Below are 14,237 nucleotides of genomic sequence, written 5' to 3'. Positions count from 1 at the left end.
AGCTCTTCGCCTCCTTTTTTTTTATACGACAAAATAAGAGGCCTGGTCATGGTGGACGACCATGGCTGAGACAGACTGTTCGGGGACCATCTGCAGCTCTTCGGAAAGGGTGATGCCGATTTTTTCTGCCTGAAGAAGTTCAAAGAGGGGCCGTTGCAGATCCAGATCAGGGCAGGCGGAATAGCCGAAGCTATATCTCTTGCCGCCGAACTGGCTCCCCATCTGCTGCCGCATCCAGAGATGGGCATGTTCGGCCAGGGCCTCTGCGGCGTTAACGCTCAAGCCATGGAGTAAAAAGTAATCGTGGTAACTCTCTGTACTGTAGAGCTGCTGCAATGCCTGTGCAACTTTCTTGCCAATGGTGCAGACAAAGAAGCCAACCACGTCCCCTCCCCCATTCTTATCTCTGAAGTAATCTGCCAGGCAGAGGTGGGGACCATGTTTTTGTCTTGGCAGAGGAAAGTTATACTCCCTCTCCCCATCGAGCACTGTCAGAGAGTCTCCCTGTCGATAGCAGCGAAACCAGCCATAGCGTATCTTTGCCTGGAAGAGCTCTTCTTCTAAAATTCGCCTGCGGATATTTTCGAACTGTGGCATTACCTCCGTGCTAATGAGCTGGGCGTATTCATCGTTGCTCATCTTATTTTGCCTGTAGCCCCAACGTCCCCTGAAGAGGGTATTGGTCTTTACCAGATCAAGAAAATCAGATGTGGCAACGGAGAGTTCCGCTCTACCAAGAGGCGGTGTCGGAATATCCCTGGCTGGCAGTATGGTGATGGTCTTAGCTTCTTTGACCTCTTGGGTCTCCCTTGCCTGCCATTTTGTGGTCTCAAGCGTTCCCGCCTCATGTTGCTGGATGGCAGCAAGGCCACTGAAGGCATCCTGACAGTAGACCACAGGGGAGGGGTAATTTGGGGCGCAGGCCTCGGCTACAAATTTTTTGGTGAGCGCTGCGCCACCAAGTAAAATTGGCTGAGTAAGTCCCGCCTCTCTATAGATGGGCATACTTTCCTGCATGACAATGGCAGATTTTACCAGCAGGCCGCTGAGGCAAATCATATCCACCTCATGTCTCTTGGCCGCCTCTATGATCGACTCTATTGATGCCTTAATGCCAATATCAATGACCTGGTAGCCATTGTTGCTGAGTATGATGTTGACGAGATTCTTGCCGATATCATGTACGTCACCCTGCACCGTCGCCAGGAGAATCTTGGTGGATTCACTGTTGGCAGCCTTTTCCATATACGGCTCAAGAATATCAACACTGGCGCGCATAATTTCGGCGGATTTTAAGACAAAGGGCAGGAGCATTTCACCTGCGCCAAAGAGTTCCCCCACCTCACGCATACTTGGCACCAACAGCTGGTTTATGATATCCAGTGGGGTATACTGGTCAAGGAGTATCTGCATGGTGTCTTCAAGGCCCTCACGACTACCCTTAAGGATAGCCTTGCGGATGCCCTCCTCCGGCGAGAGCAGCTCCTCCGGACTACCCTCCTGATCTCCCACCGCTGCATTTTCTGCAAAATATTCAATATAGCGCATGAGAGGCTCAGACTCCCCTTCGACCTCTCTATTGTAGAGGAGGTCGAGGGCGAGTTCTCTTGCCCTCTTGTCAATGGAGTCCAGGGGGATGCAGTTGGTCGGGTTAATAATTACTGCATCAAGTCCTATTGCCACCGCCTCATGTAAAAAAACGGCATTGAGAACCTTTCTGGCAGCAGGTGGAAGCCCAAAGGAGATGTTGGAGAGCCCGAGGATGGTATGGCAATTTGGCAGTTCAACCTTGATTCGCTTAATGGCGTCCATGGTTTGGACGGCGGCATCTTTGAGGGTCTTATCTCCTGAGCCAACGGTAAATGTGAGGGGGTCAAAGAAAAGGTCAGAGCTGTCAAGGCCATATTCCGTGGTGGCAATGTGATGGATTCTCTTGGCAATGGAAATCTTTTCATCGCAGCTCAAGGCCATGCCGCTCTCATCAATGGTCAGGGCAATAACGGTAGCACCGTATTTTTTCGTTAGAGTCAGAACCTCATGCAGGGTCTTGCCGCCATCCTCAAGGTTTATGGAGTTGATGATGGGTCTGCCGGGATACACCTCAAGGGCTGCTTTGATTGCTCGTGGGTTAGTCGAGTCAATCATGAGCGGTGTTTTTAGTGTCCCGCTATAGTCTTTAATTAAACGAGTAATATCAGTGACTTCGTCTCTTCCTGCCCAGGCAGCGCAGACGTCAAGCACATGGGCCCCCAGCTCTTCCTGATCCTTTGCCACCTGTAGACAGCCCTCAAAGTCCTCTGCGAGGAGAAGTTCTCTGAATTTTTTTGACCCCGTAGGATTCGCTCTTTCTCCCACAATAAGAGGGGGGATCTGCTGGTGAATATCTACCGCTTGGAAAAGACTGGAGACCTGGGCAGGGACTCTGTTTTGTTCTGTTACTTTCATATTATTGACTCCGTATTAGTCTGCAATTGTCTCTGTGGTTTTTGTCCTCGTAGACATGTCGCAAGTTGTCTTATGTGTTCTGGTCCCGTGCCACAGCATCCGCCAACAATAGAAACACCATACTCTGCGACAAACTTAAGCATATGCTGGCTATACTCCTCTGGACTTAGAGGATAATGGGTTTTGCCATCTTTAAGCTCCGGCATACCCTGATTTGGAATACAGGATATTCTTTTGTCCCATGTTTGACTGAGATATTGAATCTGAGACACCATGTCCGTTGGCCCTGTCGCGCAGTTGAGGCCGAGGGAAAATAGAGGAAAGGGGGCAAGGGTTGCGCAGACAGCTGCGATATCGGTGCCGAGCAACATGGTGCCCTGTTTTTCAAAGGTAACCGAGGCAAGTACAGGGAGCTTCTTAGGGGCGACATCCAAAATCTCAAAGCAGCTTATGAGGGCTGTCTTCAGTTGAAGCAGGTCTTGGCAGGTTTCTACGATGAGAGCATCTACACCCGCCTCCAGCAGGCTTATTACCTGTTCTCGAATTGATTGGGCAAGTACCTTAGTCTCTATGTGTCCCAGAGAGGGAAGCTTTGTGGTAGGGCCAATGGAACCCGCAATATAGCGTGGTTGGCTGGAGTCTTTAAGTTGCGAGATGGCCTTTTTTGCATTTTTTACCGCCTCTCTGTTAATTTCGTCGACCTTGTTTTCTAATCCATATTCTGTCAATACAATTGAGGAGGCACCGAAGGTATTGGTCTCAACAACCATTGCCCCTGCCTCCAGAAATTTTTTGTGTAATTCAATAATATATTCCGGCGCACTTATATTGAGGAATTCATTGCATCCGGCAAGATCTCCCCAGGCAGAGGGTGCGATATTCATGCTCTGTAGGGTAGTGCCACAGGCTCCATCGAAAATTAAGAGGGATTCATCGGTAAATGCCATTATAGAACCTCAGGACTGATAGTTTGTTTGGTCAACAGCAGGAAAGCATTAACATTATAAGTTTGCTCCCCTGAGACGTTGTAGATTTGTTTGTTGAAAGGGGATTATAGAGAAGTACGGGATAAAAAAAAAGGAGAAAACTCTCGAATATAAAAAAAGGCCCTATGCAGAAAGCATAGAGCCTTGAACTGATAAAAAAAGCCTAAGCTTTTAAAACGTTATCAGCAGCAGGGCCTTTAGGGCCATCAATAATTTCAAAATTTACTCGTGAGCCCTCTGTAAGTGATTTGAATCCCTCACCACCAATAGCAGAATAATGTACGAAGACATCCTGTCCACCTTCTTGCTCGATAAAACCAAAACCCTTTGCGTCATTAAACCACTTAACTGTACCTTCAGCCATTGTTACAACTCCTTTTGAGACAGTCCCCTTAGGGGGCCTTTTTAGAAAAAATGCCTATATTTAGGCAGGTAAATCAAATTATCAAGAGTGAAACTATAATAAACAGTATGGTTGTGGGACAAGATCTAACTTTGTAAATTTAAAAGAGATAATAATCGTTTATCATAAGGATTTTTATAAAGCAACATATTTTATGTATGCAAAGCAGGAAAAAATTTTCCTTATAAAGATGATAGGAAATCTATGCTATCTGTTCTGTTAAAAAAATAATAGCATAAAAAGAACAGTATTATTTAGTTAATAACTGGAAACAGACAGATCTTTATTATCTCTTCTCCTGCAGATCTAAATGGAGCATCGTCTTCTGCCTGAGAGCACCGGGCAGGAAACAGCATATCCTTTAATATGGGTAATCTCCGCTGTAAGCATATATTCCTTGAGGATCAGGACTTTTTAGGAATTCTTGAGTTTTGTTGACTTCCTCTGCGAAAAAGGCCATCTCCGGGCTTATTTGAGTCATTGTATTGATTGATTTAAGACCTGCTGAAAATAGTTGCAGAACTCGCTCCTGTAGTGAGAGCTCTTTCTCTAGGTATATGAGGTTATAGTCCTTGATCCCTGCCTCTATTGCTGCGGCTTCGATTGCCTGGGAAAGATTTCCTAATTTATCTACCAGGCCAAGCTGCAGGGCCTTTTTCCCTGAATAGACGTGGCCTTGAGCCATCGCTTCCACCTTTTCAGGCTCGATGCCACGTCCTATGCTAACAATATTGATAAACTGTCTATAACCGTGTTTTATGGAGATTTGCAGGGCAGCCTTAATGGGCTCTGTCAGAGGTTTGCTTATGTTAGTAGCACCTGCCAGGGGGCTGGTACCTACTCCGTCGCAGTATATGCCCAGATGAGCAAGACTCTTTTCAAAGGTTGGGATAGCGGCAAAAATACCAATAGATCCAGTAATGGTTGCTGGAGAGGCCCATATTTGATCTGCATCTGCACTTATCCAGTAACCACCCGAGGCGGCAAGTCGCCCCATGGATACGATGAGTGTCTTTCCCTTTGCCTTGAAGGCCAGTAGCTCTTGCCGAATAAGTTCAGAGGCAAAGGCAGAGCCTCCTCCAGAGTTAATTCTGAGAACAAGGGCCTTGATGTTTTCGTCATCCCTTGCCTCTTTTATTATTCGAATCAGGCTTTCACTACCAATCACACCCGCAGGTTGCAGACCTGGTAAAATTTTCCCTTCGGCAATGGCAACGGCAATGGTTGGCTTTTCTGAGCTGTACTCCCGGGGTGGGATTGTTGCCAGATATTGGTTGAAATCGACAGTGTTCTCGGGGTTATATGAAAGCTCTTTTAGGTATGGAGAAACCTGATGACGCTGCAGGAGTTTATCGACAAGTCCCGCCTGAACTGCCAGTTTGGCACTATCTCCACCAACCTCTGCCAGTAATTCAGGGAGGTTGTGGGTGTAGTTATAGAGCATGTTTGCATCTGACAGGTCACGTTGGGCGATAATATCATTTCTATAAATTCCCCAGAGGTCGGTGAGCCAGTCTCTTGTCTGTTCTTTATCTCGTCCTGACATAGAATTACGGGTAAAGGGTTCCAGAGCTGACTTGTAGTCTCCTACCAGAAAAACATTATAGTTGATGAACAGTTTATCTATGGCTCTCTTAAAATAGAGACGGTAGGAGCTGAGTCCATGCACGCCGACAAAACCCACGGGGTTCATGATAATGGTATCGGCATGGGCGGCAAGATAGTATCCTTTTTGAGAGTAATTATCCTGGATGGCGATAATCTTTTTCTTACTCTTTTTGAAAAGATCAAGGGCCTTGCTAATATCTTTAAGGCTATTAAAACCTGCATTTCCCATCTTGGTTGTATCAAGCTGGATAGACACTATTTTGGGGTCTTTTGCGGCCTGCTCTATCACCCTGATGATGTCTCGCAGGCGCATTTCCTGTTTTGGCGCCCTGTTAAGGTAATCGCCAGCTAAGCCTGTGAGAGGAGAAAGAGCTGTCTTTTCTTCAACAATATTTCCATTAAGGTTGAGCAAAAGAATGCTGTTTGACTCAAGGGTTGCCTCTTCTTTGTTGATGAAAAGGACCAGGGAGAAGATAATGATTCCCCAGAAAAAAAAATTGAGGATAAGCAGTCGGAGTATATTGAGGGTTTTAATGAAAAATTTAAAAATTTTCATAATGAACGCAGGTAACATGATTATACTCTCTTTTTTCTGAGGGAAATGGATAAGATATCTGTTGTTAAGCTATTTTAGCTTAAATTGCCCTAATTCGCCATGGGCGATGGATAAAAATTGTGCTTTGCTTAAGGGCTCTCTTCTTTTATAGCGAAGAACCTATTGAGACAGTTAGATCTTCTGTCTTTGGGGAAAGGTAGGGGGATTGGCCGTGGGGCAGACCCAATATATGTGAGTTTACTCAGGCTAATTCCGAGAAGACGGATTGGTTTATGGGTGAGGTTGCAATTCGTAAGAAGAGATGGCAAACACTCTTCTATATCTGCCGGGCAGGAAAATGGCTTTTGCAGGCTCAGAGATCTTGTCGTTGTTGTAAAGTCGCTATAGCGTATTTTCAGGGTGAGGGTTTGGGCCAGTTGACTATTATTCTCTAATGCCTTGCCTAGAAGAGAACTTAAATTAATGAGGATATCTCTTATCTCTTCCGGTCTGTTTGTATCTTGAACAAGGGTTGTCTCCTTACCTATTGATTTTCTGTTTTGATAAGGGCATACGGGGCGCTCGTCTAAACCCCTGGCGTTGTAGAAGAAAAATGATCCGGCCTTGCCAAAGCGCTTCATCAGGAAATCTTTACTGTACTGGCGGAGATCTTTTCCTGTTTGGATGCCGAGGCTTTGCATTTTGCTTTTTGTGATTTTACCCACCCCATAAAACTTACCAATGGAGAGTCTGTCTATAAATTGGCGGGCCTCTTCGGGGGGGACTGTGCTTATTCCCCCTGGTTTTTTTAAATCAGAGGCAATTTTTGCCAGGAACTTGTTATAAGAAACTCCAGCGGATGCGCTAAGGTCAGTGCGTAGCTTAATGAGGGCACATATCTCCCGGGCAAGCAGGGTGGCAGAACCATTTATCTGGAGATATTCGGTCACATCTAAAAAGGCCTCATCAAGGGAAAGGGGCTCTACCTTCTTGGTATACTCCCTGAATATAGCCATTATTTGCAGGGACACCTCCTTGTAAAGCACCATTCGTGGTTTAACAAAAACGGCGTGGGGGCAAAGTTTGTATGCCCTATTTGCTGACATGGCCGAGTGGATGCCGTAACGTCGTGCCTCATAACAACATGTCGCAACCACCCCTCGTCCGCGGGGAAGGCCACCAACGATAAGGGGCTTTTTACGCAATTCTGGCCTGTCTCGTTGTTCTATTGAGGCAAAAAAGGCGTCCATATCAATATGGATTATTTTGCGCATATACATCTTGCCCTGAAGTTTGAGGTAATTCTCTCTCCTAAATGGGAACCTAATTTAAATACTTATTAAAAAAATTCAAGAATCATTTATGCTGTTTCTTTATTGATGATTTGCTATCATATTGTAAAAAAAGAGGTTTTAAGAAAATATGAATATTGAAAGTATACTTGCCAACTGTGAACTTTTTGCCGGTCTCCCCGGCGAACAACTGGCTCAACTTGCCACAATTACCAAGGAAATTTCAGTGAAGCGGGGGACGTCCCTGTTCTTTGAACAGGATCCTGGCAACGGCTTCTATCTTATCGTTTCGGGCAGGGTGAAAGTCTATAAAATATCGGCGGGTGGCAAGGAACAAATTCTTCATATATTAAAAGATCTAGAGACCTTTGGGGAGGCAGCTGTCTTTCAGGGTAAACCTTTTCCAGCCAATGGTGAGAGCCTTGTTGACACGGAACTGCTCTACTTTCCAAGAGAAAAGTTTGTATCGCTTATAGAGAGGAACTCTCAGTTGGCGCTTAACCTTCTTGCTATATTTGCCACAAAATTACGAAAATTCACCCGACAAGTAGAGGCCCTCTCTCTTCAAGAGGTACCTCACCGCCTTGCTAAATATTTACTTTTGTTAACCGAGGAACAGGATTCTCTTTCCCTCCGCTTGGAAATATCTAAGGGGCAGTTGGCCAGCCTGTTGGGGACAGCTCCTGAAACCCTGTCGAGGATTTTTGGCCAATTTGCTAGCGAGGGGATTATCGTCATTCATGGTAGGGCGATAGAGGTGGTCGATAAAGGAAAATTAAAAGAAAAGGTTGAAGATTAGTCCACCACTGTTATCATTTTTATTACAAATAATGGAGAGACTGTGACTACACGTTCAACAAAAATATCTTTTGGCGCCCTGTATGTTGTCCTGGCCGGTATGCTCTGGGGGACAACGGGTACCGCCCAGGCCCTTGGGCCAAGTACAAGCAATCCCCTGGCTGTCGGTGCCTTGAGGTTGATAGTTGCCGGCATTGCGCTTGCCCTCATGAGTTATTGCCGTGGTGGCCTGCGTAGCCTCTCCTGGCCTTGGGGTCTGGTTTTTTTGGGTGGTGCCCTAGTGGCTCTCTATCAGGCAACATTCTTTTCCGGGGTGGCTTTGGCGGGTGTTGCTGTGGGTACCATTGTAGGTATTGGTTCAGCCCCTATTTTTGCCGGTGTTCTTGAAATAATTTTTTTCCGGCAAAAACCCCGACTCATCTGGTACCTGTCAACGACAGTGGCCCTCTGTGGCTGCGCCCTGCTCCTCTTTGCTGAAAATGGTGGGGCGGATTCATGGGGGAGCTTTCTGGGCGTGCTGCTTGCCCTTTGTGCTGGTTTGTCCTACGCGGGCACCAGCCTTATAATGAAGACGCTTTTGCAGGAGAGGGAGGCAGAGGAGGTGACGGCAATGCTCTTTTGTGTGGGTGCAGTGTTACTTACCCCAGTTCTTTTCTATGTCGATATTTCCTGGCTTTTCTCCCCCTCAGGTTTTGTCATGATCCTTCACCTGGGTTTGTTTTCCATGGCCCTCGCCTACCTACTCTTTGTCAAGGGTTTAGAGGTAGTTCCCGTTTCCACCGCCGTAACCCTAGCCCTTACCGAGCCCATGACGGCAGGTCTGCTTGCCGTCTTTGTCTTAGACGAGAAACTCTGTCTGCTCTCTGGAGTAGGTTTAGTGCTGATCTTTTTTGCAGTCCTCTTTTTACTAATACCGCAAAAGGCCAAGATAGAGGCCCTCTAGTTCTTTTGCCCTTCTTGCATTCGTTTGAAGTGTTTGAGCTCGTTTGCACGAATGGCAATGGTGCTCTGCTTTTCTGGGTACTTACCCTTTATATCATGATAAAAGGCAGCAATTTTCTCAAAATCTTCTTCTATATTGCCGCTTGGTTGGATAATTTTTCCTATGCCCATTGTCTTTGTTGAATAGTCCAGAAAGGCGAGGGCAATATCCACCTCTGCCTCGATTGCTATTTGGTAAAAGCCACACTTCCAGTGATTGGTAAATGAGCGAGTGCCCTCCGGGGCAATGGCCAGGATAAACTCCTCTCTTTTATTATATTCTTTTTTTATTGTGCGAAGAAAATCGTTTCGTACCCGGCGGTTGACAGCTATTCCTCCCATTTTTCGAAAGAACCAGCCAAGGGGGAAATGAAAAAGACTGTGCTTAGCCGCCCACCAGAAACGCAGGTGAAGTGCAGATAGACAGAGGAGGGCAAGGGGAAAGTCCCAGTTACTGGTATGGGGGGCACCGATAATAAGATATTTATTTTTCGGCATGGGTGTATGGATAATTTTCCAGCCATTTAGGCGGAGGATATAGTGAGAAATTTTTTGAATCATAGCTGCTTTTCTTTATTTTAGAGAAGAATGTTGAGGTTACTCAGAGCCTGAGGCGATGAAAGCATCCCTATAAAAACCTGCCTGATCTCTTTTGGCAAGAGATTGTTTTTTTACCCTCTATACCCCTCTGTCGATGACTATCTTTGTTAATCAAGAGAGGCAAACTTCTTTCTTTAGATTTGTTTTATCCTTGTTTGCCTGAATAAAATCTTGTATTTCTCTTCTCTGGTTTAACTAATCGCCCTCTTGCCCCTGGGGGCATGTTAAGGGCTGTGTCTTGGAAAATTCATTTTAGGAAAGGAGCTATGAAAAAAGAGATAATACATTTATTTGCTGTGGCAGTACTATTGTTAATGAGCGCCGGGGCCAGCTGGGCTACTGAAAACATTAAGGTGGGAGCTATTTTAGCGGTAACAGGACCAGCCTCGTTTCTAGGCGGACCGGAATTAAAATCTGCCAAGATGCTTGTCCAGCGAATAAACAGAGCAGGCGGAATTCAGGGTAAAAAGATAGAGTTGATTGTTCGCGACAGCGGTGGCAGTAGTGAAAAGGCCATCTCCTTTGCCCGGCAGCTGATTGAGGAGAAGGAGGTTTTTGCTATTATAGGCCCCTCTACAAGTGGCGAAACGCTGAAGATAAAAAAACTTTGTCAGAGGTCAAAGACACTCCTGCTCTCCTGTTCTTCAGCCGACCGCATTGTTTTCCCTCTGGCCAGCTATGTTTTCAAAACGGCCCCCAGTGATGGTCTTGCCGTGGAAAAAATATTCATCTATATGCAGAAAAAAGGGATAAAAAAAATAGCCCTGCTCAGTGGTAATACGGGCTTTGGTAAGGCTGGTAAGAGACAAATTTTAAAGCGGGCAAAAAAATATGGCATAGAGGTTGTCAGCTCAGAGGTTTATGATAAAAATGCTACAGATCTTACTGCCATTGTGGCCAAGATAAAATCCCAACCGGGGATAGAGGCTGTTGTGAACTGGTCCGTTGTCCCCGCCCAATCCATTGTCCTGAAAAATATCAGACAAGCTGGCTGGGATGTACCTATCTTTCAGAGTCATGGCTTTGCCAATATTAAATATGTGCAGGCAGCAGGTGCAGCTGCTGAGGGTGTTCTTTTTCCTGCCAGTCGCCTGATCATTGCCAAACAACTCCCCGCAGGAGTAGATAAAGATTTTCTTCTCCAGTTTAAAAATGATTATGAAAATAGCTATGGGGAGGAGGTCAGCACCTTTGGCGGACATTCCTATGATGCACTTTTACTTCTGGCCAATGCCATTAAGCAGGTCGGCCTTGATAGAGAAAAGGTGCGTGGCGTTCTGGAGGCTACCAGGGGCTTTATGGGTACTGCAGGCGAGTTTAATTTTTCAGCGAAGGATCATTCCGGCTTAAGCATTGAGGCCTTTACAATGCTCACCGTAGAAGACGGTAAGTTTGTCCCCTATAACTAGAGAACTTGACCTATTAATTTAAAAAGCGTTGTCCCTCAGTACTCTCTGTGGGGCAACGCTTATAGATCTCCTACTGCTCGGATTTAAGCACTGCAAGAAAGGCTGTTTGCGGAATATCAACATTACCCACTGTTTTCATCCGCTTCTTTCCCGCCTTCTGTTTTTCAAGAAGTTTTCTCTTTCGTGAAATATCACCACCATAACATTTGGCCGTAACATCTTTTCGCATGGCAGAGATATTTGTTCTGGCCACAACATTACCGCCAATGGCTGCCTGGATAGCAATTTTAAACATCTGTCGTGGAATTTCTTCCTTAAGCATTTCGCAGGAATGAAGACCCCTTTTTCTGGCATTGACACGATGTACCAGCTGGGAAAGGGCATCAACAGGTTCACTGTTTACCAGAATATCGAGTTTTACCAGATCAGATTTACGGTAATCGATCAGCTCGTAATCGAAGGAGCCATACCCTTGGGTTACTGACTTGAGTCGATCGTAAAAATCGTAAATCACCTCTGCCAATGGCAGTTCACATATAAACTCAATACGACCCGGGGTAGGATAGTGAAAAGTGGTATTTTCACCACGTCTTTCCATACAGAGATTCATTACCGCACCCATATACTTTTCCGGGATAAGAATGCTGGCCTTGATAAAGGGCTCTTTTACCTCGTCGATATGAGTCGGGTCGGGAAAGTGGGCCGGATTATCCACCTCTTTAGTCGTGCCATCGGAGAGGGTGAAGATATACTTTACTGAAGGGACGGTAAGGATCAATGAAATATTAAACTCTCGTTCCAACCGTTCCTGTACAACCTCCAGATGAAGAAGTCCCAGAAAACCACAGCGAAAACCAAAGCCAAGGGCTACCGAAGAATCTTTCTCAAAGGTAAGAGCGGCATCATTGAGCTTGAGCTTTTCCAGAGCCACCACAAGATCTTCGTAATCGTCGGTGTCGATCGGGTAGATCGAGGAGAAAACTACCTGCTGGACCTCCTGAAAACCGGCCAGAGCGGCCTCGCAGGGATTGGCCTTGAGGGTGATAGTTTCTCCTGGTCGGGTATCCTGAACAGTTTTAATGCCAGCCAGAATATAGCCGACCTCACCTGCTGAAAGTGTTTTCCGTGCCTCTCGTTGTACCTTGAAGAGTCCCACCTCTTCTACCTTGTACTCAATTCCAGTGGACATGAACCTAATAATATCTCCTGCCTTCACCGTACCGTTGATGAGGCGAACAGAGATGATGGTACCTCGAAATGGGTCATAGTTGGCATCAAAGATGAGGGCCTGTAGGGGGGCCTTTGCATCACCTTCAGGTGCGGGTAGATGTTCTACGATGCTATCCAGAATCTCGTGAACCCCGACACCGGTTTTAGCAGAGCAGAGTTGAATAAGATCGGCGTCAAGGCCAAGATCCTCTTCTATCTGCAGGGCAACTTTTTCTGGCTCTGCAGAGGGAAGATCAATCTTATTAATAACGGGGATGATCTCCAGATCGTTTTCCATGGCAAGGTAGAGATTAGCCAGTGTCTGCGCTTCCACACCTTGCGCAGCATCAACGATAAGCAGAGCACCTTCGCAGGAGGTAAGAGCTCTTGACACCTCGTAGCTAAAATCTACATGACCCGGTGTGTCAACGAGATTGAGGATATATTCTTTCCCATCTTTTGCTGTGTATGGTAAACATACAGTTTGGCTCTTAATGGTAATCCCTCGTTCCCGTTCAATATCCATATTATCGAGAAGTTGGTCTTGGAAATCCCTTGCGGTTATTACTCCACATTCCTGGATCATACGGTCAGCTAGGGTCGATTTGCCGTGATCGATGTGGGCAATAATGCTAAAATTGCGAATATTTTTCATATTATTATGGGGTATACTTTGTTCTCAGGTGATTACGCTAGATTAGAAATGGCAATTTTTATCATAAAAAGAGCAATAATAAAATAGAATTTTTACCGATCAGAGCGCTGTGTTAGAATAGTAAGTGACCTTGAAGGGTAGAATTCTACTGTTTATAATTGGTTGAAGAGTTAAGGCTTTAATGTGAATGAGTAAGGGTACTCTTATTAGAGTACCTCTTTTCCTCATATTTGTATTGCACTTTGCATATGGTGCGGTATTTTACAAGTCTTTTTTTATAGTTTCCTTTGTGGAGCAAGAAATAATATGGCAAAAAAAAGTGTACCTGAAACATCTCCACTGGAAGTGCTACCGACTGAAGACAAAGCTGTGCCGGTAGCTTTTGAGAACCCTCTGGTGGCAATTTCTGATAACGAAAATTTACCGGCAGTGAGCAATCCTGCCTTACACAGATATTTACAGGAAATAAGTCAATATGAGCTGCTGACCCGTGAAGAAACCGATGCGTTAGCGACAAGGTATAAAGAATCAGGTGACCAAGATGCTGCTTATACCCTTGTCTCTTCTAATCTGCGTCTGGTGGTGAAGGTGGCGATGGATTTTCAGAAATATTGGATGCAGAATTTTATGGATCTCATTCAAGAGGGTAATGTTGGCCTTGTCCAGGCAACAAAAAAGTTTGATCCATATCGGGGTGTAAAGTTTTCCTATTACGCTGCCTACTGGATTCGCGCCTATGTCCTTAAGTTTATTATGGATAACTGGCGTCTTGTTAAAATTGGTACGACCCAGGCTCAGCGTAAGTTGTTTTTTAGTCTTAATAAAGAAAAAAAACTTCTGGAGTCCCAAGGCTTTGATCCAAAACCCAAGCTTCTGGCTGAGCGTCTTAACGTTCGGGAAAAAGAGGTCATTGAGATGGGACAGAGAATGGATAACTGGGACGTCTCTCTGGAGAGTCCTGTTCGCTCTGATTCAGACGATGAGCAGAAGAGTTTTCTGCCAAGTAATGGCCCGGGCATTGAGTCGGTTGTTGCTGGCAAGGAGATAAAGGTTAAGCTTACCGAGCTGATCGATGTGCTCAAGGTCAACCTTAACGACAAAGAGCGGATGATTTTAGAGAAACGTCTGCTGACCGATGAACCTCTAACCCTGCAAAATATTGCCGATAAATTTGGCATTTCTCGTGAGAGGGTTCGTCAAATTGAAGTGAACCTATTAAAAAAGATGAAGAAGTATTTCGAAGCAGAAATGCCAGATATTATTGACTATTTTGATGGTGAAAAGATTGTTATTCAGTCAAAATAGTACGGTGTCTT

The 14,237-nt window shown here is 45.4% G+C and carries 11 protein-coding genes; 4 read left to right on the top strand and 7 right to left on the bottom strand.

Annotation, left to right across the window (positions count from 1 at the left end):
* Positions 1-21 precede the first annotated feature (21 nt).
* The 5 genes from DP_RS11245 to dinB all read right to left on the bottom strand — a co-directional run bounded on the left by DP_RS11245 (position 22) and on the right by dinB (position 7,251).
* Positions 22-2,445 carry a methionine synthase gene (locus DP_RS11245; protein WP_011189443.1) on the bottom strand — a complete coding sequence of 808 codons (2,424 nt, stop codon included), beginning with the start codon at positions 2,443-2,445 and terminating at the stop codon, positions 22-24.
* Positions 2,442-3,392, bottom strand: a complete 951-nt coding sequence (locus DP_RS11240; RefSeq protein ID WP_011189442.1) for a homocysteine S-methyltransferase family protein — start codon at positions 3,390-3,392, stop codon at positions 2,442-2,444. The genes DP_RS11245 and DP_RS11240 overlap by 4 nt, the downstream gene beginning before the upstream one ends.
* A gap of 202 nt (positions 3,393-3,594) precedes the next feature.
* Positions 3,595-3,795 carry a cold-shock protein gene (locus DP_RS11235; protein ID WP_011189441.1) on the bottom strand — a complete coding sequence of 67 codons (201 nt, stop codon included), beginning with the start codon at positions 3,793-3,795 and terminating at the stop codon, positions 3,595-3,597.
* Between the two features lie 400 nt (positions 3,796-4,195).
* Entirely contained in the window at positions 4,196-6,016 is a 1,821-nt protein-coding gene (gene sppA / locus DP_RS11230; protein ID WP_011189440.1) for a signal peptide peptidase SppA, read from the bottom strand.
* Between the two features lie 110 nt (positions 6,017-6,126).
* Positions 6,127-7,251: a DNA polymerase IV gene (gene dinB, locus DP_RS11225; RefSeq protein WP_228130141.1), complete on the bottom strand. Its 1,125-nt coding sequence runs from the start codon at positions 7,249-7,251 to the stop codon at positions 6,127-6,129.
* Positions 7,252-7,399: 148 nt separating this feature from the next.
* On the opposite strand from dinB, the gene DP_RS11220 reads away from it, so the two are divergent.
* Together DP_RS11220 and DP_RS11215 are read left to right on the top strand one after the other, a co-directional pair.
* On the top strand, positions 7,400-8,068 hold the full coding sequence (locus DP_RS11220) for a Crp/Fnr family transcriptional regulator (RefSeq protein WP_011189438.1): 669 nt from the start codon (positions 7,400-7,402) through the stop codon (positions 8,066-8,068).
* Between the two features lie 42 nt (positions 8,069-8,110).
* Positions 8,111-9,010 carry a DMT family transporter gene (locus DP_RS11215; RefSeq protein ID WP_011189437.1) on the top strand — a complete coding sequence of 300 codons (900 nt, stop codon included), beginning with the start codon at positions 8,111-8,113 and terminating at the stop codon, positions 9,008-9,010.
* On the opposite strand, the gene DP_RS11210 is transcribed toward DP_RS11215, so the two are convergent.
* On the bottom strand, positions 9,007-9,609 hold the full coding sequence (locus DP_RS11210) for a lysophospholipid acyltransferase family protein (RefSeq protein ID WP_011189436.1): 603 nt from the start codon (positions 9,607-9,609) through the stop codon (positions 9,007-9,009). The two genes, DP_RS11215 and DP_RS11210, sit on opposite strands and share 4 nt — an antisense overlap.
* A 305-nt stretch (positions 9,610-9,914) precedes the next feature.
* Between DP_RS11210 and DP_RS11205 the strand changes: the two genes are divergently transcribed.
* Positions 9,915-11,057 carry an ABC transporter substrate-binding protein gene (locus DP_RS11205; RefSeq protein ID WP_011189435.1) on the top strand — a complete coding sequence of 381 codons (1,143 nt, stop codon included), beginning with the start codon at positions 9,915-9,917 and terminating at the stop codon, positions 11,055-11,057.
* 70 nt (positions 11,058-11,127) lie between these two features.
* Here DP_RS11205 and lepA read toward each other — a convergent pair whose 3' ends face one another.
* The gene (lepA, locus tag DP_RS11200; protein ID WP_011189434.1) at positions 11,128-12,921 is read right to left on the bottom strand and encodes a translation elongation factor 4; all 1,794 of its coding nucleotides are present in this window, start codon (positions 12,919-12,921) and stop codon (positions 11,128-11,130) included.
* Positions 12,922-13,227: 306 nt separating this feature from the next.
* Here lepA and DP_RS11195 point away from each other — a divergent pair, with 306 nt between their 5' ends.
* Positions 13,228-14,226 (top strand): sigma-70 family RNA polymerase sigma factor, encoded by a 999-nt coding sequence (locus DP_RS11195; RefSeq protein WP_011189433.1) that lies wholly within the window; start codon positions 13,228-13,230, stop codon positions 14,224-14,226.
* Positions 14,227-14,237: the final 11 nt, after the last annotated feature.

It is taken from the genome of Desulfotalea psychrophila LSv54 (assembly GCF_000025945.1).
GTDB lineage: Bacteria > Desulfobacterota > Desulfobulbia > Desulfobulbales > Desulfocapsaceae > Desulfotalea > Desulfotalea psychrophila.
Note: the sequence above shows the minus strand (reverse complement) of the source record. Positions and strands in the feature narration are given on the sequence as shown.

Excerpts from the sequence above, each read along its gene's own strand:
- DP_RS11245 (WP_011189443.1), bottom strand. The coding sequence starts at position 2,445 with ATGAAAGTAACAGAACAAAACAGAGTCCCTGCCCAGGTCTCCAGTCTT.
- DP_RS11240 (WP_011189442.1), bottom strand. The coding sequence starts at position 3,392 with ATGGCATTTACCGATGAATCCCTCTTAATTTTCGATGGAGCCTGTGGC.
- DP_RS11235 (WP_011189441.1), bottom strand. The coding sequence starts at position 3,795 with ATGGCTGAAGGTACAGTTAAGTGGTTTAATGACGCAAAGGGTTTTGGT.
- sppA (WP_011189440.1), bottom strand. The coding sequence starts at position 6,016 with ATGTTACCTGCGTTCATTATGAAAATTTTTAAATTTTTCATTAAAACC.
- dinB (WP_228130141.1), bottom strand. The coding sequence starts at position 7,251 with ATGCGCAAAATAATCCATATTGATATGGACGCCTTTTTTGCCTCAATA.
- DP_RS11220 (WP_011189438.1), top strand. The coding sequence starts at position 7,400 with ATGAATATTGAAAGTATACTTGCCAACTGTGAACTTTTTGCCGGTCTC.
- DP_RS11210 (WP_011189436.1), bottom strand. The coding sequence starts at position 9,609 with ATGATTCAAAAAATTTCTCACTATATCCTCCGCCTAAATGGCTGGAAA.
- DP_RS11205 (WP_011189435.1), top strand. The coding sequence starts at position 9,915 with ATGAAAAAAGAGATAATACATTTATTTGCTGTGGCAGTACTATTGTTA.
- lepA (WP_011189434.1), bottom strand. The coding sequence starts at position 12,921 with ATGAAAAATATTCGCAATTTTAGCATTATTGCCCACATCGATCACGGC.
- DP_RS11195 (WP_011189433.1), top strand. The coding sequence starts at position 13,228 with ATGGCAAAAAAAAGTGTACCTGAAACATCTCCACTGGAAGTGCTACCG.